The sequence below is a fragment of the Hyalangium sp. genome, assembly GCF_045802625.1.
Taxonomy (GTDB): Bacteria; Myxococcota; Myxococcia; order Myxococcales; family Myxococcaceae; genus Hyalangium.
Genome location: NZ_JBJMQP010000060.1, coordinates 1 through 24032, shown reverse-complemented (window position 1 = coordinate 24032; position 24032 = coordinate 1). Strand labels below are relative to the sequence as shown.

Sequence of the window (24032 nt, the reverse complement as noted above, 5' to 3'; positions counted from 1 at the left end):
TCTCGCGCGGCCAGCCCTCGAGCACCAGGCTGCCCACGGCGCTGAGCGACGTCGCGGGCCAGGAGCGGTGCAGGTACAGCTTGTTGCCGGAGATGACGAAGATGCGCGTCCCGTCGTTCTTCACGAAGTCCGCTTCATCCACGCCCTCCACCTGATTGTTGGTCTCGGTGTAGTCGTCCGGTCCCTTGCTGCCGGTGCCCGGGGCCGAGGCGTCACCACCACTCGACGAGCCGGGCATGGGAGAGGGCGAGGCGCTGGTGGGAGGAAGGGAGCCGTCCTCGACGCTGTAGACAGGGCCCCCCCTGCCCCAGTTGCCGACCATCTCCTTCTGCCACAGGAGCTGGGAGCGCATATCGAGCACCGCGGTGTCCTCGACATAGGCCTCCAGCTCGTCGCAGCTCTCGAAGCTCCTGAGCTGAGCCCGCATCTGCACCGGCTGGTTCTCGGGAATGCCTCGCTCATTTCCACAGCCAGCGCCCGCCAGCACCAGCCCGAGTCCGCCGTATCGCAACCACTTCATGAACCCCTCCGCACTTCTCCGGCCCACCGAGGCGCCGCCATGGGCGAGCCCCGGTCATGTGTCGCGCCGGGCTTTGCCACACACGTGCCAACGGCGGAGGAGCTGGAGTTTCGGGAGGTTGGAGGCTCAGCGGCCTCTCAGAAAGCTGAGGGCCGCGTGGGCAAGGAGAGGGAAAAACCGAGAGCGCGCGGCACGAAACGCTGGAACTGCGCGGCCAGGGCCGTGTCCACGCGCTCCAGGCGCAGCCCCATTCCCGCGGGCCCCTGGAAGGCCGAGCCCCGGCGCGGAGGGTTGGACCAGACCACCAGCGCCTCCACCGAGGAGGAGGCACGCTGGCCCGCCAGCGTCACCCGCAGCGCCAGCCGCGCCCCCGCTCGAGCCGGAGTGAGGGTGCGCACGAAGAGGGCCTCGGGGCTGGCGTCCGAGCTGAACCCCGTCAGCACCGGCCCGCAGCGCGTGGTGAACTCCACCACGGAGAACAGCGGCACGCGCTCGGCGGCGCGCACCGACGTCATTCCCGGTGCGAGCCGGCCCAGCACGCGCGACACCAGCGCGTCCGGGGACATCATCCGCCGCTCCAGCAGCGTCTCGCCGGTGAGCTCCTGCGCCCGCGTGTGCACGTCCGTGGGCTCCTCCACGCCCGCCACCAGCACCAGCGGCTTGCGAGGCAGCAGCCCCCGCAGCCGGCTCGCCAGCGCCAGCCCATCCTGAAAAGCGAAGGAGCGGGACACGTCCACCACGAGCCCATCCAGCCGCGGGCCGAACGCCGTCGCCAGCGCCTCGGCCTCCACGGCGTGGCGGGCATAGAGGACATGGAAGCCCTCGTGCTCCAGCGCGCCGCCCAGGAAAGAGCCCATGGAGCGGCTGCCCTCCACCAGCAGCACGCCCAGCCCCGGCGGGGGCCCCTGGCGCGCGTGCTCCCGCGCCGCCCGCACCGCGAGCACCTTGGCCGTCAGCGCATCGAACTCCAACGGCTTGGGCAGAAAGTCGTCCGCACCGGCACGCGAGCAGAGCATCACCTCGTGCGGCGCGCTGGCCCCGGTGAGCATGACGACAGGTACCAGGCCGGCGTTCGGGTGCCCCTTGATGCGGCGGCACGCCTCGTCCCCCTGCATGGTCTCCATGCGCAGGTCCATCAGCACCAGCGCGGGCACCCGGCGCTCCAGCTCGGCCAGACACTCGGGGCCGCTCTGAAACGGTACCGGCTCACAGCCCAGCCGGGACAGGTGCTGACACACCAGATCCCGCACGGTGCGGGACTCGTCCACGACGAAGATCTCGTCCCGAGTGAGAGCTGGTTCCATGTTCGCCCCCGAAGGCAACGAACACGAGGTAGGGATGTCCGCGCGCACAAGCCATGTACGGGACTCAGCGCTGTGCATGGGCGGACGCCCCGACCGTGCGGGGCACAACATGCCACTGCCCAGCCGATCGGTTCCCGACAGTCCGCGGGTAGACGCTCAGGCCGCCGGGCGGCCCGAGAGCACCTGGGTGAGCTGACGTGAGACAGTAGCGCACTGCTCGGCGTTGCCGGCCTGGAGCGCGGCGGCGCCGGTGTCCAGCAGGCCCCGCACGGCGCTCACGGCGGCCTCGGTCTCGGGGCTGGGGTTCTCCTGGGCGCTGTGCTGGAGCAGGCGCGCCAGCTTCTCTCCGCGCTCCAGCAGCTTGCGCAGCTTCTCCTGCGCGTCCTCCCATGCCTGCGCGTTGGCGTACCGGGCCTGCTCCTGGGAGAGCTTCTGCGCCTCGGGGCCCGGCAGGCTGGTGCGCGCCTCCAGCCGCACCTCCTCGGCCAGCCCCGTGCGCAGATCCACCGCTCGCACCGAGAGGATGCTCTCGCTGGAGAGCGCGAATGTCACCTCGATCTGCGTGTCCGCGCGGTTCCCCGCCTGCAGGTTGCGCAGCACCACCTCGCCCAGCTTGCGGTTGTCGTCCTGGAACTCGGCCTCGCCCTGGTAGATGGGGATGCGCACCTCGGCCTGGCCCGCCCGGCTGGGCAGGAAGATGTCGCGCGCCACCACCGGCACCTGCGTGTTCTTGGCGATCAGCCGCTTCACGCGCCCGCCCAGCACGCCCACGCCCAGCGACTGGCCCGCCACATCCAGCAGCAGCGCCGCGCCGGACTGGCGCACCAGCTCCTCCGCCTGAATGGCCGCGCCCAGCGCCACGGCCTCGTCCGGGTTGACGTCCGTGGACGGCGCGCGGCCAAAGAAGTCCGCCACCAGCCGCTGCACCAGCGGCACGCGCGTCATGCCCCCCACCAGCAGCACCACGTCCACCGCGTGCGGATCCATCTTCGCGTCCTGCATCACCGTCTGGCAGACCTCCAGACAGCGGCGCGACAGCGGCTCGGAGAGCGTCTCGAAGAAGGAGCGCGTGAGCACCGTCTCCACGCCGGTGAGCCGCCGCTGGGCCGGGTTGGAGTAGTCCCCCAGGGCCGCCACGGTGATGAGCGCCTCCTCCTTCTCGGTCAGCTCGCGCTTGGCCGCCTCGGCCGCCACCTTCAGCCGGCGCATGGAGGAGGTGTCCTTGCTCACCGCCTCGCGCAGCGGCTCCTCCACCTGCGCCACCAGCCACTGGACGATGCGGTGGTCGAAGTCCTCCCCGCCCAGCGCCGAGTCTCCTCCCGTGGCCCGCACCTCGAAGACGCCGTCCTTCACCTGGAGGATGGACACGTCGAAGGTGCCGCCGCCCAGATCGAACACCAGCGCGTTGCCCTGGAAGCTGCGCGACAGGCCGTAGGCCAGCGCCGCCGCCGTGGGCTCGTTCACCAGCCGCAGCACCTCCAGGCCGGCGATGGAGGCCGCCTCGCGCGTGGCCGAGCGCTGGTTGTCATCGAAGTTGGCGGGCACGGTGATGACACACCGGTTCACCTTCCGCCCGAAGTACGCCTGCGCGTCCAGCTTCAGCTCGCCCAGGATCATCGCCGACACCTGGGTCAGCGGCAGCACCTTGTCCCGCAGCCGCACGCGCACATCCCCGGTGGGCCCGGGAATCAGCGGGAAGGGCACCTGCGCCCGGGCCTCCTGCACCAGCTCCGGCGTGCAGCGCCGCCCCAGGAAGCGCTTGGTGGCCCACACCACGCTGCCGGGCTGGTCCTCCGCCATGCGCTGCGCGGGCGTGCCCACCACCCGCTCGCCGTCACCATCGAGTCCCACCACGGAAGGGGTGAGCCGACCTCCCGCACGCGACGGGATGATCCGCGCCCGGCCACCCTCCACGGTGGCGACGGCGCTGTTGGTGGTCCCCAGATCGATACCGATTACCGGTTCTTGCATGGGCCGTATGCGGTTCCACCGAATGGGATGAGGCACCCCTCACCCGACTTCCGAGGGAATGCTGGGGAAAGGCTACCTCCCTTTCCCGGAGTCCAGCCAGCCGGGGGCGGTCCGAAGAGCACGGCTCCTCCCGATATTCGACGGTCCCCGCGCCGGTGATTGCTCGGGCTCCGACACCGTGCTAAGGGCGCGGCCGCCATGGTGAATGTGTCCATCGCCCGCCGCTATGCCCGTGCGCTCCTCGACGTCGCCCTCGAGGCCCAGCGCACCGACGCCGTCGCTGATCAGCTCTCCTCCCTCGTGAAGGCGCTCGAGCAGAGCCGCGAGCTGTCGGACGTGCTCCTCAACCCCGCCTACAGCCGCAGCCAGCGCAGCCAGGTGATCGAGGCGCTGATGGGGCTGGTGGGCAACGTCGAGCCCGGGCTGGCCAACACCCTGCGCCTGCTGGTGGACCGCAACCGCCTCATCTACCTGCCGGACATCTCCCGCGCCTTCCGCGACATGGCCGACGCCAAGGCCGGCCGCGTGCGCGGCGTCGTCACCAGCGCCGCCCCGCTGCACGCGGACGCCCTGGAGCAGCTGCGCAAGAACCTCCAGCAGCTCACCCAGCGCGACGTCATCCTCGAGTCCCGCCAGGACCCCAGCCTGCTGGGCGGCGTGTCCGCTCAGGTGGGCAGCGTCCTCTATGACGGCAGCGTCCGCACCCAGCTCGAGCAGCTGCGCCGCGACCTCAAGCAGCGCTAGCAACCTGCCAGGGTGGAAAGTTCTCGCGCCAGCACCCCTACGTAGCAGGTCTTCCGGGCTTCCAGCGCAGTCCGCAAGCCCGGTATTTCCTGTAGGTCCGGCAGCCGTTATACTGGGTGGCATCCTGCGGACCGCGTCCGCGCTCTCATGCCGACCTGCTCATGGCGCAGCCTGCTCTTCCGCGTAATCCGATGAGTGCACTGCCCACAGTGGTGCCGGAAGAGGCCCGCCCTTTCCTTCAAGCGCTGCTGCAGGCCTCGGGCTGGGCGGTGGGGTTCCTGGATCGCGAGCTGCGCCTGAAGTGGGCGAACGAGGCGCTGGTGGCGCTCACCGGCCAGCCCGTCGCGCAGCAGCTGGGCCGCTTCATCTCGGAGCTGTGGCCCGCGCTGGCGCCCGCGCTGGCCCCGCTGTGTGTGCGCGCCCTGGCCGGAGAGCCCGTCCAGGGCGCCGCGGTGAGCCTGGAGCCCGAGCAGACCGCGGACGGCAGGCGGATCCACCTGCGGATCAGCCTGCTGCCGGCGGTGTCCGGCGGAGCGCTGGCCGGTATCACCCTGCTGCTCCAGGACGAGACGGAGCGGGTGCGTGAGACGGAGCTGGTCCGCGAGTCGGAGACGCGGCTGAAGACGCTGATTGATCTCTCGTGTGACGGCTACCTGCTCCACGACGGCGTCACCGTGCTGGAGGCCAGCCGTGGCAGCGCCTCGCTCCTGGGGTGCACGCCGGAGGAGCTGGTGGGTCAGCCGCTGGCCCGGTTCCTGGCTCCGGAGTCTCGCAAGACGGCGCAGGAGGCCTTCCGCGCCCGGCAGGAGATGCCGTACGAGCTGATCGCCCTGCGCTACGGCGACTTACGGGTGCCCATCCAGGTGCTGGCGCGAGAAGTGAACTTCCGCGGCAAGCCGGTGTGCCTGGCGGCGCTGTGGGACATCACCGGGAGGAAGGCCGCCGAGGAGGCCGCGACGCGCGCCGAGTACCTGCGCGAGCAGCTCCTGGGCGTCGTCGGGCATGATCTGCGCACCCCGCTGAACACGCTCCAGCTGGGGATCTCCGCCCTGCAGCTGGAGGGCAAGCTGGAGGATCGCCAGAGCCGCCAGCTCACCATCATGTCCCACGCCGCCCGGCGCATGGAGCGGATGATCCACGAGCTGCTGGACTTCACCCGGGCGCGCCTCGCGGGCGGCATCCCGGTCAATCCGCTGCCCATGTCCCTGGAGCGGGTGGTGGAGCGGATCGTCGAGGAATACCGGCTGACCCACCCGGAGCACCCCATCATCCCGGAGACCGAGGGAGACCTGGCGGGGCACTGGGACGAGGCCCGGCTGGCGCAGCTGTTGGACAACCTGCTCCAGAACGCCCTGCGGCACAGCCTCCATGACACGTCCATCGTACTGAGTGTGAGGGGCGAGCCACTGGGGGTGACGCTGATCATCCTGAACAAGGGGCCGCTGCTGCTGCCCGAGGAGCGCGAGGCCATCTTCGAGCCCTTCCGCCGAGGCAAGCGGCCCGCCGGAGAGGGGCTGGGGCTGGGGCTCTACATCGCCAAGCAGATCGCCGAGGCCCACGGCGGGCGCATCAGCGTCGAGTCCGCCATCGAGCGCGGCACCAGCTTCAAGGTCTGGCTGCCCCGGCAGGCCTCCACCCGCTGAGGGAGCGCCCAGGCTTACCGGGCCGATTAACCCCCTGCCGGGCCTCCCATGGCCGATCGCGTTGCGGCGCTGGAAAGCGCGTGGTAAGGGGGGCGCGCTTTGGCTTCCTGGCGGCCCCGCCGCCGCCCCACTCGAGGACTCAAGAGCCCATGGAAATCCGCGCCGACGAGATCAGCAGAATCATCCGGGAGCAGATCAAGGACTACGGCAAGAAGGTCACCGTCGCCGAGACTGGCACCGTGCTCTCCGTGGGTGACGGTATCGCCCGCATCTACGGCCTGGAGGGCGTGCAGTCAGGCGAGCTGGTGGAGTTCTCCAACGGGGTGAAGGGCCTGGTGCTCAACCTCGAGGAGGACAACGTCGGTGTGGCCATCATGGGTGAGTTCAAGGACATCCGCGAGGGTGACTCCGTGAAGCGCACCGCGCAGATCGCCTCGGTGCCGGTGGGCAAGGGCCTGCTGGGCCGCGTGGTGAACGCGCTCGGCGAGCCGGTGGACGGCAAGGGCCCCATCCAGGCCACCGAGACGCGCCGCCTGGAGATCAAGGCCCCGGGCATCGTCAAGCGCAAGAGCGTGCACGAGCCGCTGCAGACGGGCCTCAAGGCGCTGGACGCGCTGGTGCCGATTGGCCGCGGGCAGCGCGAGCTGATCATCGGTGACCGGCAGACGGGCAAGACGGCCGTGGCCATCGACACCATCATCAACCAGAAGGGCCTGGGCGTTTACTGCATCTACGTGGCCATCGGGCAGAAGCAGTCCACGGTGGCGCAGGTGGTGGACAAGCTCAACAAGTTCGGCGCCATGGAGTACACCACGGTGGTGGCCGCCAACGCCTCGGACCCGGCGCCCATGCAGTTCTTCGCGCCGTACGCGGGCGTGACGATGGGCGAGTACTTCCGCGACAACAAGATGCACGCGCTCATCATCTACGATGACCTGTCCAAGCAGGCCGTGGCCTACCGCCAGCTGTCGCTGCTGCTGCGCCGGCCGCCGGGGCGCGAGGCCTACCCGGGCGACGTGTTCTACATCCACAGCCGCCTGCTGGAGCGCGCCGCGAAGCTCTCGGACGAGGAGGGCGCGGGCTCGCTCACCGCGCTGCCCATCATCGAGACGCAGGCCGGTGACGTGTCCGCCTACATCCCGACGAATGTGATCTCCATCACCGACGGGCAGATCTTCCTGGAGACGGACCTGTTCTTCTCCGGCGTGCGCCCGGCGATCAACGTGGGCCTCTCGGTGTCGCGCGTGGGGAGCGCGGCGCAGATCAAGGCCATGAAGCAGGTGGCGGGCTCCATGAAGCTGGAGCTGGCGCAGTACCGCGAGCTGGCGGCGTTCGCGCAGTTCGGCTCGGACCTGGACAAGGCGACGCAGGAGACGCTGGCCCGCGGCGCCCGTCTGGTGGAGCTGCTCAAGCAGGGCCAGTACGAGCCCATGCCCGTGGAGAAGCAGGTGATGCAGATCTACGCGGCGACGAACAAGGATGACCCGAACAAGCGCGGGTGGATCCGCCAGGTGCCGGTGATGGACGTGCCGCGCTGGATGAAGGAGTACCTCGAGTTCATGGACAGCAAGTACCCGCAGCTGGCCAAGGATCTCGCCACCAAGCGCGAGCTGACTGGGGACATCAAGGCCGCGCTGAACAAGGGCATGGCCGAGTTCAACGAGCTGTTCCAGCCCACGGCGGGCGCCAAGGTGTAAGGCGCTCCACGCCAGGCTGAAGTGCCCGAGGCCCCGCGCTCCCTCCCTGGGAGGCGGGGCTTCGTGTTTCTACTTCGCGGGCTGCTGCGGCTCGGCCTTCTTCGGCTCCCACTTGCGCGTGGACTCGCCCATGGGCTCCTCGGGCCACTCCATGCCCCGAGGGGCGATGATGGCGCCGGGCGCTGCGGCGGGCTGCTCCGGCAGCGGCGCGGGCTCCGTGGAGCCGGGCGAGAAGGAGATGAACCGCGCCTCGTACTCGCGCACCCGCCCCGCGGCGCTCTTGCGCTCCACCGGGCTCGACAGGATGACCGCGTCCGCGCCGGCCTGGCACACCGTCTCGGCCAGCAGGCCCTTGCGGCCGCTCTTGCCCAGCCACTCGTTGCCCGAGAGGTTCAGCGTCCCGATGATCTCGTACTCGCGCGGGGGCTCGCGCTGCTCGTAGACCTCGAACTCGCAGCCCTCGGGCTTGGACGGACGCTCCTGGAAGAGGCGGACGTCGTGGAGCTGTCCCGAGGTGGCACAGGCTCCGGCGAACACTCCCACGCACAGCAAGGACAGGGCTCGGATGGGGCGCATGGACTCCTCGGGCTCTCAGGCGCGCAGGCGGGGGAGGATGCCTCGCAGGCTCCGGTCCACTCCGCCGCGCGGGCCGAGCTGCTCCATCGCCTTCACCTCGTACGGCAGCGCGTTCTCCCGCGCGACGAACTGCACGTGCGCCCCGAGCGCCGACGGCAGCGCGAGATCCAACTCGTAGATGTCGCCGGCCACCAGCGTGGACTCGGGGCCGGTGCCGGTCTGGCTCCAGATCTCTCGCAGCGCCTCGTAGTACCGGCCCCGCCGCAGATAGACGGGCCGAGGCAGCAGCCCGTTGAAGGAGATCGTCTCCGGCAGCGCCGAGAAGCGCGCGTCGGCGGGCTGAGCCTCGTCGATGATGTACTTGCGCGCGTCGCCCTTCACCTTGAGTCGCTCGCGGCCCTTGGGCGCCAGCCGATCCAGCTTGGCCTCCACCAGATCCGTGTGCGCGTTGGTCACCACCCACACCGGCAGGCCCGTGGCCAGCAGCGCCTCGAGCACTTCTTTCGCCTCGGGCTTGAAGGCGGTGCCGGTGAGCTTGTAGGCCTCGCGGTAGAGCGTCTGGAGGGCCTCGTGCCGCTCCGCCGGATCCGGCAGCGCGCCGTAGCGGCCCATGAGCTGGCGCGCCACGCAGTTGGACAGCAGGTAGGGGTCCGCGGTGGCCGGCGCCACGACACGCCCGCCCACGTCCCAGCCGAACGCGTGCGCGCCCGCGAGCACCGCGGCCTCCTCCTCGCGCCAGGCGGCCGCCAAGGCCTCAGGGGGCTGCCCGATCATCTCCGCCAGATGGTTCTTGAAGTGGCGAACGAAGGGGGCTCCCTCCGCGACCACGTCGGTGAAGGTCCCATCGAAGTCCAACACCACGCACCCGATGCCCATGCTTCCTCTGTGCTCCTCCAAGAAGGGGCAATCCGGATACCACGTCCTACCCGGTGGCGCGAAGTGGGGGGGAGTGACGTGTACGGTTGGATGCACCCGGCGGAGCAACGCGCCGCGGCACACCGGGCTCGGCGCGGCCATGTGGCACACAAACACCGCTGTCCCCCTTGAGGCCCACCCTGGCAGGGCCGCTAGCGTTGGGACTCCAACCACCTGGAGCGGAGGCAGCGCATGGAGGAAGCCCGAAGCGAAGCGGACCCGCGCCGCACCTCGAGGCTTCCCTGGGCGCTGCTGGCGGGGGTGGTGGTGCTGGCGATGGGCGGGGGGGTGCTGGCGTTTCGGTCTATCTCGGCGCTGATGAAGCGCAACACCCAGCTCGAACAGCAGGCGCTGGAGTCCGAGGCGCGCGTGGCGGAGCTCCAGGTGCTGCGCGCCGGCCTGGAGCGCCGGTTGAGGCTGCTGGAGCAGCAGCAGGCGGGTACCTCCGCCCAACGTGAGGGGGAGGCTCGAAAGGCCCGGGAGGCGGATGCGCAGGCCGCCCAGCGAGATGCCGCCCGGCAGAAGCTGGAGGCGAAGCTGAAGGACGAGCTGGCCCAAGGAGACATCTGGCTGGACACCTCCCACGCGGATTCCCTGCGCGTGGAGCTGTCCGAGCGGCTCCTCTTCGAGCCGGGCCAGTCCACCCTGACGTCCACGGGAGCGGAGGAGCTCGCGCGCATCGGAGCGGTGCTGGCCTCGGTGGACGGCCACGCGGTGCAGGTGTCCTCGCATACGGACGAGCTGCCCGCTGCCTCCGGCCCCACCCCGACGGGAACGAGCTGGGAGCTGTCCGCCGCGCGAGCCACCGCCATCGTGCGCGCGCTGCTCGACAGCCCCACGCGTATGGCTCCGGAGCGGCTCAGCGCCACCGGCCATGCCTCTTTCCAGCCGGAGGTGCCTACGGACTCGCCGCAGAACCGCCAGCACAACCGGCGCGTGGAGCTGACGCTCTCGCCCATGCCGGTGCCCCCGGCGTCCCTGCTGGCATCGATCGAGCCCACGCCTCCACCGCTCGCTCGCGCGAAGGCGGAGCCCGGGGGCGGCAAGTCCGGCAAGAAGTCGGGCCGGCGCTGATGCCTTCACTTCGCCCCCGGGGGCCACGAGGCTTCCACTGCTTCACCTCGCCGGCGCCCATGCGCCGGTTGCTCAACACCTCTGACTCACGCCCCTAGCGAGACTGGTGTCCGGCGACAGCAAGCCCGGTAAGAGTCAGGACCGGCGCTGACCGTCGCGCTCCAGGACAGGACCGCACTCCCATGTGCCAGGCCTGGGCCCGGTGCCGCGCCATCTGGGGGAAGCATGAACAGCGAACAGCGGCAGCAGCGGCGCAGCTCGGCCCTTTGGACGACCCTGGCTGTCCTCGTCCTCGGGCCCACCGGGGCCTGGGCGAGCGTGCCCGTGAGCGGCACCCTGAAGGCAGCGAGGAACTGCGAGGCCTTCGTCTCGAAGCGGAGCAAGAGCAACCCGGACAAGGTGCACCTCGAGCCGGGAGACGCCTATCCGCTCCTCGAGGCAAACCGCCCGGATCAGCCCGATTGGTACCGGGTGCAGGTGGAGGATGCCTCTCCCCCTCAGCGCTGGGTGGAGGCCACCTGCGGGACGGTGGTGCAGCCCGAGGCCCCGCCAGCAGGCGAAGTCCTGCCCTCCGAGCCCACCCCCATTCGCCCAGACAACGCGTCCCTCTGCAGCACCGCGGGCCTGCAGGACAGCTACGTGCTGGCCTTGAGCTGGCAGCCAGCCTTCTGCGAGAGCCACCGCAACAAGAAGGAGTGCGCCCTCAACTTCGACGCCTCCTATCAGAAGGCGGGCAACTTCACCCTCCACGGCCTGTGGCCCAACCGTGACGCGTGTGGCACCAACTACGGCAACTGTGAGCACCAGCGCGACCAGCGCGACTTCTGTGCCTTCCCCACCGTCGAGGTGAGCCCCGTCACGGCCAAGCAGCTCGGCCAGGTGATGCCGGGCACCGCCTCCTGCCTGGAGCGCCACGAGTGGTGGAAGCACGGCACCTGCCAGACGGATTGGGACGCCAGCCAGTACTTCGAGGTGGCCATGGACCTGGTCCGGCAATTCAACGACTCGGGCATGAGGAAGTACATGGCCGACAACATGGGCAAGACGGTCCGGCGCGACGACTTCCTGAAGCAGGTGGACAGCGCCCTCGGCGCCGGGAGCAGCGACCGGCTGCAGTTGCTGTGCGCTGGCGGCAAGCTGACCGACGTCTACCTCTCCCTGCCCGCCCACATCCTCCCGGGCTCGAAGCTGAGCGAGCTGATCATGACGTCCCAGCCGGACTCCCACAGCAACTGTCCAGCCAACCTCGTCATCGACGCGGTGGGCTTCTGAGCTCCAGGCCGCCGGAGGGCGCTCAGTCCTTCAGCGGCTTCACCTCGTCGGTGCTGCCCACGCGGCGCAGCTGTGGAAAGAGCCACGCCCACAGCAGCACCACGACACAGGTGCCCACCCCGCCCAGCACCACCGAGCGCACCACGCCGAACCACTCGGCGGTGAAGCCGGACTCGAACTCGCCCAGCTCGTTGGAGGCGCTGATGAACACCATGTTCACGGCGCTCACCCGGCCGCGCATCTCCGGCGGCGTGGCCAGCTGCACCAGCGTCTGGCGGATCACCACGCTCACCATGTCCGAGGCCCCCAGCACCACCAGCGCGCCCACCGACAGCAGCAGGTGGCGCGACACGCCGAACACCATCGTGGACACCCCGAAGATGGCCACGCACACCAGCATCACCACGCCCGCGTTGCGCCGCAGCGGGAAGACCGCCAGCGACACCGCGACGATCGCCGCCCCCACCGCCGGCGCGCTGCGCAGCAGGCCCAGCCCCCACGGCCCGGTCTGGAGGATGTCCTGGGCATAGATGGGCAGCAGCGCCGTCGCGCCGCCGAGCAGCACCGCGAAGAGATCCAACGAGATGGCGCCCAGCACCACCTTCTGCCTTCGCACGTAGCGCATGCCGGCCAGCAGCCGCTGCCACGAGGTGGCCGCCTGCTCCATGCGTCCGGTGCGCACCCGCATCAGCGCCAGCATCGTCAGGGCCAGCGCCATGACTCCGGCGCACGTGAGGTAGACGCCGTTCACGTGAATGGCGTCGTAGAGCAGGCCACCCACCGCGGGCCCCGCGATGGTGCCCACCTGGAGCGTCGTCGAGTTCCACGCCACCGCGCCCGAGAGGTACTGGATGGGAACCAGGTGGGGCACGAGCGACTGGCCCGCGGGGCCGGCGAACGCGCGCGCGGTGCCCAGCAACACCAGCACGGCGTAGTAGGGCCAGGTGATGGTGACCCCCGAGCGCGCCAGCCCGAAGAGCAGCAGCGCGCCCGTCACCATCGTGGCGTAGCAGCACATGAGCACCCGGCGCCTGTCATGGCGATCCGCCGTGTCTCCGGTGACGAGCGACAGCACCACCATGGGCAGGAACTGTGCGAGCCCCACGTACCCCAAGTCTCTCGGGCGATGGGTGAGGCTATAGATGTGGAACCCCACCGCCACCGACTGCATCTGCGCCCCGAGCGTCATGAAGAGCCGAGCGCCCTGGTAGAGACGGAAGTCGCGGTGCGCGAAGGCGGAGTGGCTGGAGACCGCTGTCGCACTGTCCATGGACTCCACATACCCGTGTGCAGTTCAGGTCACCAGTGCTGGGAGCTGGCTTGCTTACTTCCAGGGATTTGCGCTTTAAATAGATTCAAGCAGGTCCCCGTCCATGCGTCCGGCCGAACCATGGTGGCCCCCTCTGCCCAGGAGCTGGACCGTGATGTCCATCCGCAACCTGCTGTGCGCCACGCTCGCCGTGAGCGTGCTGTTCTCGGCCCCCCGCGCCGAGGCCCGCTTCGGTAAGCACTCCGACTCGAGCAGTTCCTCCAGCAGTTCCGACAGCAAGACCCACGACGCCTCGGCGGTGGGTGACAGCGACAAGCATGAGAGCTCGTCGCATCACCACCACTCGTCCTCCTCCGCGGCCGCGTTCCTGGTGGATCTGCTCCTGGATATCGCCCTCAATACGCGCACCACCGTCGCGACCCATGTGGAGGTGGCTCCTGCTGCTGCTCCTCCGCCGCCTCCCGTAGAGGTGGTGCCCTCACCTCCGCCCCTGCCCCCGCCCCCGCCCCAGGTGCGGACCTCTACCTCGGAGCCTTCCCCGCTCTTTGTCCGGCTGGGCGTGGACGGCGCGGCCCTGGATACCGCCGCCGGCCTCAGCGCCTTCCTGGGCGTCGAGGGCGCGCGGGCCGGCATGGATGTGCGCGGGCTGCAGCTCGTGATGCCCACCGATGATGAGACAGAGGAGGACCGCCTCACGGTGATGAGCTTCCACCTCACCTATGCGCTGATCGCCCAGGAGCGGGCGCGCCTGCGCCTGGAGGGTGGCCTCAGCAGCGCGCACGCGCCGCACGTCACCGTCCTGGGCCCCAGCCTCGGGCTCTCGCTCGAGGCGGGCATCGCGGGGAACCTGGACATCGAGCTGCGCGCGCAGGGCACCGCGTACCCCTTCCGGCAGGTGGATGCGCAGGCGGGGCTGGCGCTGCACCTGAACTCCGTGGTGCTGCGCGGCGGGTGGCGCACGCTCTACCTGAACGACAACGGCGTGGTGGACGACGTGGTGCACGAGGACACCTTCGGCGGCCCGTACCTGGGCCTCGGCTTCGCGTTCTTCTGAGGCCCCCCAGCCCCGCTCCTGGCGCGGCTCCGCCGTTGAATATCCACAGCAGGCAGCCGTCCATGTTCCAGACGCCGCGAGGCGAACTCCCTAGGAGCTGACCCGTGCTGGATCTCAAGAACCTGCTGTGTGCCGCGCTCGCCGCCGGCCTGTTCTTCTCGGCCTCGAACGCCGAGGCGCGCTTCGGCAAGCAGTCGGACTCGAGCGACTCCGACAAGAAGGAAGAGAAGAAGGAGAGCAAGCACGAGGAGCGGCACGAGTCCCCTCCGAGCCACGTTCATGACGCGTCGGCCGTGGCTCCGAGCCGGGTTCACGATGCCACGCCGGTGGGCACCAGCCGCCCGCCGCCTCCTCCCCCGGAGTCTCCTGGCGAGCGCGTCATCGTCGTCGAGCCCGCTCCGCCCCCGGTCTACTACGTGGAGCCCGCTCCGCCGCCGAGCTACTACGGGGAGCCGCCTCCGCCCCCGCCCGGCTACTACGGCGAGCCGCCCCCGGTGGGCCCGCCGCCCCCCGAGGTCTACACGCCCCGGACGGACTCCATCGCCAACTCGCTGCGCCTGGGCATCGACGGCGGCCCCATGGGCGGGGGCGTCGGGGTGAACCTCTTCCTCACCTTCGAGGGTGAGCGGTTGGGCCTGGATGGACGCGTGACAGGGCTGGCGCTGCCCACCGATGACGGCACGGACGGCTCGGACGAGATCTCCGTCGCCCGGGTGCACCTCACTTACGCCCTCGTCGCGCAGGATCACCTGCGCTGGCGCGTGGAGGCCGGCTTCAGCTCGGCCAAAGCTCCGGACCTGGAGGTCTTCGGCCCCAGCCTCGGCACCTCGCTCGAGGCGCGCGTGGGCGGGCCGCTGAACCTCGAGCTGAGCCTGCAGGGCACACCCTTCCCCTACCGGCAGGTCGACACGCACGCGGCGCTGGCCCTCAGGGCCTACCCCTTCGTGTTCCGCGCCGGCTGGCGGACGCTCCTGCTGGACGACGCCGGCCTCGTGGACGGCGTCGAGCACCAGGACATCCTCAGCGGACCGTTCGCCGGCATCGGCCTCTTCTTCTAAGGTTCTGGATGTTCCGGAGGCCACGGCGGGCGTGCCCCTCTCCCGTCTCCAGGAGAGGGGACCCGCTCGCGAGCCTCACTCCTCCGGCGAGGCGGACATCTCCATGCCGGAGGACTGCACCGCCGGCATCTCCGGCGACGAGATCTTCTTCATGCGCCGCTTGGGTGGAGGCGCCAGCCGGGGCGGTGTCCCGAAGAGCCGCTCGTAGGTCTCCGGCGTGTTGATGTTGACCACCACGCCCGGATCCTTCACGGACACCCGCCGCAGCTTCATCGCCTGGAGCGCCGCATCCAGCTGCGCCTCGTCCGAGCCCATCAGCTGCTCGGCCGCCGCGCGAGAGAGCACCACCGGGAAGCCCGGCGCCGCCTCGAACTCGGGCCGCAGCCCCTCCTCCGAGTCGCCCATCGCCTTGAGCAACGACTTGAGCGTGGAGGCCCTCACCGCCGGCATGTCCACCGGCTGCAACAGCACCACGTCCGCTCCTTCCTCCAGCGCGGACATCAGCCCCGCCTTGATGGACGACATGGGCCCTTCCTGCCAACGGGGGCTGTCCACCAGGTTCACGCTGGGGTGTTGATCTCTGACCGCCTCTGCGTCCTTGCCGATGACTCCCAGCACCGCGCAGCCCGCCTTGCCAAAGGTGGATGCGAGTGACTGGAGGAAGCTCCGCCCCCCCTCGTGCTCGATGAGCGCTTTGGGGTGGGCCATCCGCCGGGCCTCGCCCGCGGCAAGGATGATCGCCACTGCCTTCATAGCCACGCCTCCTCATGGCCCACGCGGGATCGCGGGGGCTACGGGCTTGAGGCTGATACCTGCGCGCCAGATTGCAGCCCACCCCCAAGGGCGACCCGTTGGGCAGGCAGCACTCCCGTCCGAGGGGTGTTCGATAAAAGGTGGGATGAAGTCGCTGTGGCGTCCACGAGCCACCACTCCGCTGGGACGATCAGTGGAGCCAGCGCGGCGGGCGCTCGGCGGTGAGCTCCTGCACGGCTTGCCCCTCGCCGGTCATTCCTTCCCGCCCGCCGAGCGCCTTGGCGGTCAAAACTTCAGCGAGCGGAATCAGCGGCAGCCGTGACGCAACGCGGCACAGCTCCCCCTCCGTCACCTCGCCAATCAACTCCCCCCGCTCCTCGTCCACCACCGGCAGCACGGCCAGTCCGTGTTGCTGCATCACCTGCAGCGCCGCGAGCACCGAATCGCTCGGAAACAGGGTGATTGCGCCAGAGATGAGGCTTTCACTCCGAGTGCTGCACTTCGTCACGCCGACCTCCACGAGAGGGACCTCGGTCCAGGTTCCAGAGGACCCTCAAGCAATTTGCTTGCCGGGGGTGTCGGACCATTGACTACCGGGACCACACAACCTGAGAACGATTTGGCGGATAATGGGATCAAGCTGATCCAACCTTCGAAAGCATTGGGACCGGAGCATTCCCATGTCCGTCAAATTGAACCCGCCTTCTCCGGGGTCGCCACGGCGAACCACGCAGGAGACGCCCGCCAACCCGCAGGCGACCAAGGCAGAGCACTCCAACCCCCTGGCCAGGCTTGGCCAGAGCCTGCAGCGCGTGGCGCAGCAGGTGGACACCAAGCTTCACAACGTCGTCGACACCTTCGAAGCACACCTGCCGTCGCTGCCGCACCCGTCCGTCGCCGGAGCCAAGCCGTGGGAGGGCATCACCCTCACCGGCAAGCCGCTCCAGATTCCGCTCGACAAGCTGCTGAACGTGGATCTGGGCGCGGTGCGCAAGGTGCTCGAGCGCGTGGTGCCGCAGAAGATCCGCGATGATCAGGCCAAGCAGTTCGCCGGCCAGACGCAGGACTTCCGGGACACGCTCTCCAAGGTGCGCTCGCTGGGCCTCGAGCTGGACATGCTCTCGCCCAAGAGCGAGCGCTACGCCGAGGTGAAGGCGGCGCTGACCAAGGCCGAGGGCGAGCTGTCCTCGAAGTACGGCTACACCCGCGCCACGGCGCCCAAGCCGGGCGCCATGTGGGTGGATCCGCAGTTCATGGCCAAGGAGGTGCCGGGCGGGCAGATGTCCGGCTCGAAGCTGGCCACGGGCACGCCGGTGACCAAGCCGCCCGAGCCCCTGGACTTCCTGTTCGGCGGCAAGCCGGACGGGGCCGCGCAGGCGCAGGCGTACCAGAAGGCGGTGGCCGCGCGCCGCGCCGAGCTGGGCATGCCCGTGCAGGACGGCAAGCCGATTGCCGTGCAGCTGAGCCTGGAGGGCGGTGGCGGCAAGGGCAAGCGCTACGCGGCGATGCTCTCGGAGATGCGCCAGCTGGGCGTGGTGCCCACCAGCATCACCGGCACCTCGGCGGGCTCCATCGCGGCGGCGTTCGCGGCCACGGGCGCCTCGCCCGAGCAGATCGACGCGATCGCCAAGGATCCGCGGCTGCAGAAGCTCTACGACTTTGATCTCGACTTCAAGGACGGAGGGCTCCTCAACGGCCAGGCCGCCTATGACATGTTCGACTCGAAGCTGCGCGAGCTGACCGGCATCAAGGACCGGCCGGTGACTTTCGCGGACCTGAAGGTGCCGCTGCAGCTGGTGGCCGCCAAGGACTACGACAGCGCGGCGCCCAACGGCTTCCCCACCAACAAGGACCGCATCTTCGTCTTCAGCCAGGAGACCACGCCGGACACGCCGGTGGCGCTGGCGATGCGCGCCTCCATGGCCATCCCCGGCGTCTTCGAGCCGGTGCAGATGGTGGACCCCACCACGGGCCGCAGCATCCACCTGACGGATGGTGGCTCGCTGGACAACCTGCCCATGGGCTACGCGAAGAACAACCTGCCGCAGATCGGCGCGGCGCTGCTGAGCCCGGACGACAACCACCCGTCCAACGCCGTCGGCACGCCGAAGCAGCTGCCCACCGGCCAGCTGGACACGACCAACGTCCTGTGGAGCGCCATCAACGGCTACACCTTCCTCAAGGACAACGCGACGGGCGCGGCGGACTTCCGGGACCGCACCTCGCCGGGGCCCAACCAGTTCATGCTCAACCTGCCCACCTGGAACCTGGCCAACCCCAAGGAGTCCGACAGCACGCTGGGCTTCGGGTACGACGCCAAGGTGGACCCCACGCTGGACCAGCAGACCCACCAGGTGACGCGCGACTTCCTGCGCAGCTTCCTGGATGACATGCGGGTGCCGGGCTCGCGCGGCACCAACGTCACCACGGAGCTCCCCAAGAACCTGCGCTTCAACGAGCAGGTGATGGTGAACGGCCAGAACTACAACGTCTCCTACAACGGTGGAGACAACCTGGTGGCCGTCAACGCCTCCACCGGCAAGAAGTCGGACCTGAAGCTGGGCCAGAAGAAGATCGAGTCCATGTACCTGGACAACATGGCCTTCGGGGACCTCAAGGCGCAGCTGGCCTACGCGCTGACCAACCCCAAGAGCGTCAAGCCGGACTGGCTGCCGTTCTAGGCAGCCGCGGCGGCAAGAGCGCTCCTGGTGGTGGCTGTCACCCTGGAGATGGAGACCGGGACCCTGACGGACTCAGGACACGCTGAGTCCTCAGGGAGACGGAGCGCGAGCCCCTTCGCGCCCGAGTACCTCCCCTTACCTGAACCGACTTGCGGCACACCCTAAGGGAGCCGCTACCGTCGGCCCTCCACTCCTTTTCGGGAGACAAGACGCGGCATGGCGGATTCGAGCTGGGAGAAGCAGGAGAAGCAGCGTGCACCGTGGACTCCGTGGCTGATCACGGTGCTGGTGCTGCTGTTGGCCGGCGGGGCGGCGTGGTTCGGGCTCGGAGCCTACCGGGAGCTGCAGGCCCGAGCGGCGACCGCCGAGGCGGAGGCCCTCAAGGCGCACGAGCGCACCAAGGCCGTGGAGCAGGAGCAGAAGGCGCTGGCGGAGAAGCTGGCGTCCCTCGACTCGGAGAGGTCGCAGCTCTCCAACCGGCTGTCTCAGCTCTCCACCGAGCGTGATCAGCTCTCCACCGAGCGCGACCAGCTCTCCCAGGCGGTGCAGGAGAAGGAAGCGGAGCTGGCCCGCCTCAAGGCCACGTACCAGAACCTCGAAGAGAAGATGAAGGCGGAGATCGCCGACGGGGAGATCCGCCTGTCCCAGGCCGAGGGCCGCATCCAGGTGGACCTGGTGGACAAGATCCTCTTCGACTCGGGCGAGGCCAGCCTCACCGAGCACGGCGCCGGAGTCCTCGCGCGGCTGGGCGCGGTGCTGGTGGGCGTCGAGGGCCGCACCATCCAGGTGTCGGGCCACACCGATGACAGCCCTCCCTCGCAGCGGCTGGCGGCCACCTTCCCCACCAACTGGGAGCTGTCCGTGGCGCGCGCCGTGAACGTGGTGCGCTTCCTTCAAGAGAAGGCGAACGTCCCGGCGCGCAGGCTGGTGGCGGCCGGCTACGGAGAGACGCACCCGGTGGCCAGCAACGCCACGCCCAAGGGCCGGGCTCGCAACCGGCGCATCGAGATCCTCCTCATCCCCGATCTGCCCGCCGCCCGGCCCGCGGAGCTCACCGACTCCTCGGCCAAGGCCGCTCCCGCCGCCTCTCCCGAGGTGAAGAAGGCCGTGGCCGAAGCGCCCCTGTCCAAGAAGGACGTGCAGCCCGTGAAGGGGACGGTGAAGCCCGCCCCCCACTGAGCCCGAGGGCTACTTCTTCGCCTTCATCCCCTCGAGCATCTTGCGGAACGGCTTCTCCGCGGCCGCCACGCTCTTCTCCGGGCCGGTGAGCTTGAAGAAGACGTCGCCCTCGGGGCCCGTGACGATGGCGCCAATCAGCCGGTAGCCGGGCTTCGGCGTGGTGGGCCCCATCATCGGGCCTCCGCCCGTGAAGCTGCCCTTGATGTCCACCGTCGTCACGGCGAACCCGGCGATCTTCTCCTGCTTCGTCTTCGCGTCCTTCTCCGCCGAGGAGCCGTCCGCCTTCTGGAACTGGTTCACCCAGCGCTTGACGTTGGCGTCCACGCCACCGCCGCCCCCCTGGCCAAAGTAGAAGACGCCCAGCTCCGCGCCCTCGGCGTCTCCCTTCGCGGCGGGGATGGAGTAGGTGACGACGCGCATGGGGCGCTCACCCTGGGGCTTCCACTCGGCGGGAGCCGTCCATGACAAACCACCGGCATCCTCGGCGTAGGCCACACCCGCCACCGCGAGGCTCAACACAGCGACGCTGATCAATCGGTTCATACTCCCAGCGTAATCGAACCCCTGGCGAGGTGCTCGGTTGCTTGTTCGTGGGCGAGCACTCGGGCCGGCGCTCAACCGGCGGCGGGAATGGGCTCGCGCCTCAGCGGACGCCAGCGGTAGGCGCACTCGCGCAGGTGCAGCACCGAGTCCAGCCGCGCATGGCCCGCGAACACTCCGTCCTGCATGTACTCGCAATACAGCTCCACCGGCTGGACGAAGTTCGCGTCCCACGGCTCGCGATCAACGGTGAGCACGTACATATGGCCGTCCGACACGCCGAAGGCGTCGTAGCACTCGATGAGCGGCTCGTGCAGCTCATCCAGGCTCTTCCAGACCGAGCCCTTGGGAGGCCCGGGCAGCGGCCGCGTGTTCAGCACCCCCACCAGCCGGCCCCCGGGGAAAGCGGGCGTCGGCTCCGCCCCGAAGGTGAGCCGGTCCCCATCGCGGACCATCAACATGTCCGCCTCGCCGAAGTCGTGGAACTTGAACTCGACGAGCGCGTTGCCGATGCGGCGCATCAGCTCGTCATTGGTCTCGCTGCGCACGAAGTAGCCGCCGCGCCGCCACTGCCCCCGGGCGTTTTGGTAGCGCACCGCCGCGCGGTAGCTCACCTGGTAGAAGTTGAAGCCGAACAGGCCGGCGAACCCCTGCGGCCGCATCTCCCGCAGCGAGGACATCAGCACCTGCACCCACGCCGTGCCCTTGTGCAGCTCCGGCTGCAGGGGCGCGGGCAGCAGCTGCTCGAGCACCTCCGGCGCCACCGCGTAGTTGAGCGAGAGCGCCTCCACCCACACCGTGTGCACCTGGGTGAGCCAGGGCAGCGAGGGACACTCTTCCATGCCCTCGCTGGAGGGGCTCACGTCCTCGGCGCGTACCAGCTCGGCGTAGCCCTTTCGCAGCGCCACGTGGCCGCTGGGCGTCAGCGTCCAGATACCGGCCTCCTGCTGGACGAACCGCTTTCGTGCGAGCGCCTGCACCGCCGCCTCGCCCTCCGCGCGCGTAATGTCCGACTCCCACAGGCGCGAGAGCAGCTCCTCGTGCGTAATCCCAAGCCGATCCAGGGCCAGCACCACCAGCGTGGCCAACTCCTCGGGCGTGAGCATCATACGAGCCGCACCTGCGGGCCGCCCGCGGCGAGGCGCCGGCGCCGGGCCCTGAGCAGCAGCCCTCCGCCGATCAGCTGCGTGACGAACCACAGCCCTCCGAGCCCCGCGAAGCCCCATTGCGGCATGCGCGCCAGCCCCAAGGCCGCGAGCGCGTAGACGGCCGCGGCCGCGTACCAGCCCCGCCCCATCAGCGCGCCCATCACCGAGAAGGCCATGGCGATGAGCACGCACCCCACCGCGGGCGTGAAGAGCAGCTCCAATCCCACCATCCAGTTGATCAGCCCCACCAGCACCAGCCCTCCCATGCACGTGGTCCAGATGGACCACACCTGACGCTCGATGAACGAGCGCACGCCCGCCGCCTCCCGCCGCTGCAGCCAGAAGATGGAGAGCAGATTGAGCGGAATGATGGCCCCCCACAATAACGCGAAGGGGCCGGGCTCGCGGTAGCCCTGGAGAAAGAGCCAGTGCGTACCAAGGAAGCCCCCACCGTTGGTGAAGGCGTGGAGAATCCAGATGAGCCCCCAGTTCTGGAGGGTCGACTCGTCCCGCGCCTGAGTGACGACGCGGCGGATGAGCTGCAGGGCCTCGGCGGCTTCCTCTCGGTTCATGCGCGCCCGGAGCCTACTCGAAGAGGAGCGCGGGTCAGCCCTCCTGAATGTGACTCACTGCGTCACTCTGCTTTGCTTTCGGCCCCCTCTGTAACGTGCTAGCAAACCGCCGCCTAGCAAGTCGTCTCTCCTCCGGAGGGGGTTTCCCACAATGAAGAAGCTGTTGCTCGTCGGGGCGCTGACCCTGAGTGCCGCATCTTGCGCACCCGACATCAAGCAGGATCCGGCACCTGATGTCGTGGTCGCTCAGTTTGATCCCGCTGGCTCTCCGGCGGTCGTGCCGACGCCGAACGATCTGGCGATCGATCCGGCGACAGGGCTGGTCAACGCGCCCATTAATCCCGATGCTCCCGCCGCGGAGCAGGAGTTCACGAAGGACTACATCAACACCCTCAACGGCTTCCCGACCAGCGTCTCGGCGAGCACGACGATCGTCGGCCTGGACAAGAGCACGGTGAAGCCAAGCACGGTGCTGTTCCTCGACCTGCTGAAGGGCACGCCCATCGCCACGCCGTCCGTCACGCCGGAGATCGCGTACGACCCGGAGACCAGCCAGATCGTCATCCGTCCCCCCGCCGCCACGGGCTGGCCCAAGGGTGGCCGGTACGCGGTGGCGCTCATCGGCGGTGACAATGGCCTGAAGGGCGCGCAAGGCGAGAAGGTGGTGGGCTCGCCGGTGTGGGCGCTCGCCTCGCTGCAGCAGCCGCTCGTCACCTGCGAGGACCTGACGGCTCCGGACTGCAAGCCGACCACGGACCTCATCCCCGCCGAGAGCACGGATCCGGTGGAGCACCTCAAGGAGCAGACGGCCAGCGCGCTGCAGTTGGAGCAGCTGCGCCGCGCCTACGCCCCGCTGCTGGACGCCGTCGCCAACCAGGGCGTGAAGCGCGAGGACATCGTGCTGCTGTGGACCTTCCGCATCATGAACATGCCGGAGGCCACCTTCAATCTGGACCCGATCAACCCGGCCAACAGCATCGTCCCGTTCCCCAACAACCTCCTGCTGGGCAAGGACACGGCCGGCAACCAGCACGTGAACCTGCCGGTCCCGTCCAACGCCTCGCCGCTGCAGCAGCAGCTCATCGCGGGCCTGAACACGCTGGACGGCTTCTCCACCACCGCGCCGAGCGTCTCGGAGAACAGCGACACGAAGGGTGTCATCGACACGGGCAGCCGGCTGGACGCCAACAGCCTCACGGCGGGCACCAAGTTCGTCAAGCTGACGCCGGGCGGCACCCAGCCGAATGTGAAGGCCTGCCTGAACTGCGCCTCGAGCAGCACCTCCTCGAGCAACCCGCAGCAGCTCCAGTTCGTGCCGCAGGTTCCGCTGGATGAGAAGTCCACCTACGCGGCGGTGATGACCACGGATCTCAAGGACGAGCGGGGCCGCTTCCTGGCGCCCCCGAGCAGCTTCGCGCTGCTGCGCCTGAGCAACCCGCTGTCGGTGGAAGGCAAGAGCCAGGTGTCCGTGGTGTCGGACGCCCAGGCCGCCGCGCTCGAGCAGCTGCGCCTCGGCTTCAAGCCCATGTTCGACGCGCTGGCGCAGGCGAACATTCCGCGCTCGAAGGTCGCCCTGGCGTGGGCCTTCACCACGCAGAGCACGGTCTCCATTCAGAAGACGCTGGCGGGCCTGCCCTCCGCCGTCTACGGCCCCAAGGGCCTGCCCGAGGCACCGATCTACCTGGCCGACGTGACGACTCAGATCACGCCCCAGATGCAGGCGGCGGGCCTGCCGATTGCCAACATCGGCAAGATCTTCCAGGGCTCGGTGGTCCTGCCCTTCCTGCTGACGGGAACGGGCGGAACGCTGAACCCGACCGCCCCCCGGTTCGAGCGGGTCCTCTTCCTGCTGGCCCTGCCCACCACGGCCGCTCCGACGACGGGCTATCCCGTCACCATCTTCAGCCACGGCCTCAAGAGCAGCCGCACCACCGCGACTGCCATCATCAACGCCCTGGCTGGGGCGGGCCATGCGACCATCGCCATCGACACCGTCTTCCACGGCGAGCGCAGCACCTGCGCCGGCATCACCGCGACCTCGGGCATTTCGGGCGTCACCAC

General features: G+C 69.4%; 20 protein-coding genes and 1 pseudogene. 10 read left to right on the top strand and 11 right to left on the bottom strand.

Going from position 1 to position 24032, the window contains the following annotated elements:
• The 3 genes from ACJ8AT_RS12905 to ACJ8AT_RS12895 form a co-directional block, all read right to left on the bottom strand.
• The coding region (locus ACJ8AT_RS12905) for a beta-propeller domain-containing protein (protein WP_407738006.1) at nucleotides 1–520 on the bottom strand (520 nt) is incomplete at its 3' end.
• Nucleotides 521–657: 137 nt separating this feature from the next.
• On the bottom strand, nucleotides 658–1824 hold the full coding sequence (locus ACJ8AT_RS12900) for a TIGR02266 family protein (RefSeq protein WP_407738005.1): 1167 nt from the start codon (nucleotides 1822–1824) through the stop codon (nucleotides 658–660).
• A 156-nt stretch (nucleotides 1825–1980) separates the two neighbouring features.
• A complete protein-coding gene (locus ACJ8AT_RS12895; RefSeq protein WP_407738004.1) occupies nucleotides 1981–3795 on the bottom strand; it encodes an Hsp70 family protein in 1815 nt (604 codons plus the stop codon).
• A 198-nt stretch (nucleotides 3796–3993) separates the two neighbouring features.
• On the opposite strand from ACJ8AT_RS12895, the gene atpH reads away from it, so the two are divergent.
• The 3 genes from atpH (at nucleotide 3994) to atpA (ending at nucleotide 7879) form a co-directional block, all read left to right on the top strand.
• On the top strand, nucleotides 3994–4539 hold the full coding sequence (gene atpH, locus ACJ8AT_RS12890; protein ID WP_407738003.1) for an ATP synthase F1 subunit delta: 546 nt from the start codon (nucleotides 3994–3996) through the stop codon (nucleotides 4537–4539).
• A 191-nt stretch (nucleotides 4540–4730) separates the two neighbouring features.
• Entirely contained in the window at nucleotides 4731–6182 is a 1452-nt protein-coding gene (locus ACJ8AT_RS12885; RefSeq protein WP_407738002.1) for an ATP-binding protein, read from the top strand.
• A 149-nt stretch (nucleotides 6183–6331) separates the two neighbouring features.
• Nucleotides 6332–7879, top strand: coding sequence for a F0F1 ATP synthase subunit alpha (atpA, locus tag ACJ8AT_RS12880; protein ID WP_407738001.1), 1548 nt, complete (start codon nucleotides 6332–6334; stop codon nucleotides 7877–7879).
• Between the two features lie 69 nt (nucleotides 7880–7948).
• On the opposite strand, the gene ACJ8AT_RS12875 is transcribed toward atpA, so the two are convergent.
• Both ACJ8AT_RS12875 and ACJ8AT_RS12870 read right to left on the bottom strand, forming a co-directional pair.
• Nucleotides 7949–8455, bottom strand: coding sequence for a hypothetical protein (locus ACJ8AT_RS12875; RefSeq protein ID WP_407738000.1), 507 nt, complete (start codon nucleotides 8453–8455; stop codon nucleotides 7949–7951).
• Between the two features lie 15 nt (nucleotides 8456–8470).
• On the bottom strand, nucleotides 8471–9331 hold the full coding sequence (locus tag ACJ8AT_RS12870) for an HAD family hydrolase (RefSeq protein ID WP_407737999.1): 861 nt from the start codon (nucleotides 9329–9331) through the stop codon (nucleotides 8471–8473).
• 231 nt (nucleotides 9332–9562) lie between these two features.
• Between ACJ8AT_RS12870 and ACJ8AT_RS12865 the strand changes: the two genes are divergently transcribed.
• Both ACJ8AT_RS12865 and ACJ8AT_RS12860 read left to right on the top strand, forming a co-directional pair.
• Nucleotides 9563–10444 (top strand): OmpA family protein, encoded by an 882-nt coding sequence (locus ACJ8AT_RS12865; RefSeq protein WP_407737998.1) that lies wholly within the window; start codon nucleotides 9563–9565, stop codon nucleotides 10442–10444.
• 225 nt (nucleotides 10445–10669) lie between these two features.
• Nucleotides 10670–11716 carry a ribonuclease T2 family protein gene (locus ACJ8AT_RS12860; protein WP_407737997.1) on the top strand — a complete coding sequence of 349 codons (1047 nt, stop codon included), beginning with the start codon at nucleotides 10670–10672 and terminating at the stop codon, nucleotides 11714–11716.
• Nucleotides 11717–11738: 22 nt separating this feature from the next.
• Here ACJ8AT_RS12860 and ACJ8AT_RS12855 read toward each other — a convergent pair whose 3' ends face one another.
• Nucleotides 11739–12986 (bottom strand): MFS transporter, encoded by a 1248-nt coding sequence (locus ACJ8AT_RS12855; RefSeq protein ID WP_407737996.1) that lies wholly within the window; start codon nucleotides 12984–12986, stop codon nucleotides 11739–11741.
• Nucleotides 12987–13140: 154 nt separating this feature from the next.
• Here ACJ8AT_RS12855 and ACJ8AT_RS12850 point away from each other — a divergent pair, with 154 nt between their 5' ends.
• On the top strand, nucleotides 13141–14040 hold the full coding sequence (locus tag ACJ8AT_RS12850) for a hypothetical protein (protein WP_407737995.1): 900 nt from the start codon (nucleotides 13141–13143) through the stop codon (nucleotides 14038–14040).
• Nucleotides 14041–14144: 104 nt separating this feature from the next.
• A complete protein-coding gene (locus ACJ8AT_RS12845; RefSeq protein ID WP_407737994.1) occupies nucleotides 14145–15098 on the top strand; it encodes a hypothetical protein in 954 nt (317 codons plus the stop codon).
• A 75-nt stretch (nucleotides 15099–15173) separates the two neighbouring features.
• Here ACJ8AT_RS12845 and ACJ8AT_RS12840 read toward each other — a convergent pair whose 3' ends face one another.
• Nucleotides 15174–15851 (bottom strand): NTP transferase domain-containing protein, encoded by a 678-nt coding sequence (locus ACJ8AT_RS12840; protein WP_407737993.1) that lies wholly within the window; start codon nucleotides 15849–15851, stop codon nucleotides 15174–15176.
• A gap of 190 nt (nucleotides 15852–16041) precedes the next feature.
• Nucleotides 16042–16371: a CBS domain-containing protein gene (locus ACJ8AT_RS12835; protein WP_407737992.1), complete on the bottom strand. Its 330-nt coding sequence runs from the start codon at nucleotides 16369–16371 to the stop codon at nucleotides 16042–16044.
• Between the two features lie 160 nt (nucleotides 16372–16531).
• Between ACJ8AT_RS12835 and ACJ8AT_RS12830 the strand changes: the two genes are divergently transcribed.
• Entirely contained in the window at nucleotides 16532–18532 is a 2001-nt protein-coding gene (locus ACJ8AT_RS12830) for a patatin-like phospholipase family protein (RefSeq protein WP_407737991.1), read from the top strand.
• A gap of 216 nt (nucleotides 18533–18748) precedes the next feature.
• Nucleotides 18749–19711: an OmpA family protein gene (locus ACJ8AT_RS12825; protein WP_407737990.1), complete on the top strand. Its 963-nt coding sequence runs from the start codon at nucleotides 18749–18751 to the stop codon at nucleotides 19709–19711.
• Nucleotides 19712–19720: 9 nt separating this feature from the next.
• Here ACJ8AT_RS12825 and ACJ8AT_RS12820 read toward each other — a convergent pair whose 3' ends face one another.
• The 3 genes from ACJ8AT_RS12820 to ACJ8AT_RS12810 form a co-directional block, all read right to left on the bottom strand.
• On the bottom strand, nucleotides 19721–20254 hold the full coding sequence (locus ACJ8AT_RS12820; RefSeq protein ID WP_407737989.1) for a hypothetical protein: 534 nt from the start codon (nucleotides 20252–20254) through the stop codon (nucleotides 19721–19723).
• 71 nt (nucleotides 20255–20325) lie between these two features.
• Nucleotides 20326–21360, bottom strand: a complete 1035-nt coding sequence (locus ACJ8AT_RS12815) for a DUF2071 domain-containing protein (protein ID WP_407737988.1) — start codon at nucleotides 21358–21360, stop codon at nucleotides 20326–20328.
• Entirely contained in the window at nucleotides 21357–21971 is a 615-nt protein-coding gene (locus tag ACJ8AT_RS12810) for a hypothetical protein (protein WP_407737987.1), read from the bottom strand. The genes ACJ8AT_RS12815 and ACJ8AT_RS12810 overlap by 4 nt, the downstream gene beginning before the upstream one ends.
• 151 nt (nucleotides 21972–22122) lie before the next feature.
• On the opposite strand from ACJ8AT_RS12810, the pseudogene ACJ8AT_RS12805 reads away from it, so the two are divergent.
• A pseudogene (locus tag ACJ8AT_RS12805) lies at nucleotides 22123–24032 on the top strand (hypothetical protein); the annotation flags it as partial.

Bases quoted from the DNA above. Each gene is read 5' to 3' on its own strand.
- ACJ8AT_RS12815 (WP_407737988.1), bottom strand. From the start codon at position 21,360: ATGATGCTCACGCCCGAGGAGTTGGCCACGCTGGTGGTGCTGGCCCTG.
- ACJ8AT_RS12860 (WP_407737997.1), top strand. From the start codon at position 10,670: ATGAACAGCGAACAGCGGCAGCAGCGGCGCAGCTCGGCCCTTTGGACG.
- ACJ8AT_RS12900 (WP_407738005.1), bottom strand. From the start codon at position 1,824: ATGGAACCAGCTCTCACTCGGGACGAGATCTTCGTCGTGGACGAGTCC.
- ACJ8AT_RS12825 (WP_407737990.1), top strand. From the start codon at position 18,749: ATGGCGGATTCGAGCTGGGAGAAGCAGGAGAAGCAGCGTGCACCGTGG.
- ACJ8AT_RS12840 (WP_407737993.1), bottom strand. From the start codon at position 15,851: ATGAAGGCAGTGGCGATCATCCTTGCCGCGGGCGAGGCCCGGCGGATG.
- ACJ8AT_RS12865 (WP_407737998.1), top strand. From the start codon at position 9,563: ATGGAGGAAGCCCGAAGCGAAGCGGACCCGCGCCGCACCTCGAGGCTT.
- ACJ8AT_RS12885 (WP_407738002.1), top strand. From the start codon at position 4,731: ATGAGTGCACTGCCCACAGTGGTGCCGGAAGAGGCCCGCCCTTTCCTT.
- ACJ8AT_RS12855 (WP_407737996.1), bottom strand. From the start codon at position 12,986: ATGGACAGTGCGACAGCGGTCTCCAGCCACTCCGCCTTCGCGCACCGC.
- ACJ8AT_RS12895 (WP_407738004.1), bottom strand. From the start codon at position 3,795: ATGCAAGAACCGGTAATCGGTATCGATCTGGGGACCACCAACAGCGCC.
- ACJ8AT_RS12850 (WP_407737995.1), top strand. From the start codon at position 13,141: ATGTCCATCCGCAACCTGCTGTGCGCCACGCTCGCCGTGAGCGTGCTG.
- atpA (WP_407738001.1), top strand. From the start codon at position 6,332: ATGGAAATCCGCGCCGACGAGATCAGCAGAATCATCCGGGAGCAGATC.
- ACJ8AT_RS12810 (WP_407737987.1), bottom strand. From the start codon at position 21,971: ATGAACCGAGAGGAAGCCGCCGAGGCCCTGCAGCTCATCCGCCGCGTC.
- ACJ8AT_RS12830 (WP_407737991.1), top strand. From the start codon at position 16,532: ATGTCCGTCAAATTGAACCCGCCTTCTCCGGGGTCGCCACGGCGAACC.
- ACJ8AT_RS12875 (WP_407738000.1), bottom strand. From the start codon at position 8,455: ATGCGCCCCATCCGAGCCCTGTCCTTGCTGTGCGTGGGAGTGTTCGCC.
- ACJ8AT_RS12870 (WP_407737999.1), bottom strand. From the start codon at position 9,331: ATGGGCATCGGGTGCGTGGTGTTGGACTTCGATGGGACCTTCACCGAC.
- atpH (WP_407738003.1), top strand. From the start codon at position 3,994: ATGGTGAATGTGTCCATCGCCCGCCGCTATGCCCGTGCGCTCCTCGAC.
- ACJ8AT_RS12820 (WP_407737989.1), bottom strand. From the start codon at position 20,254: ATGAACCGATTGATCAGCGTCGCTGTGTTGAGCCTCGCGGTGGCGGGT.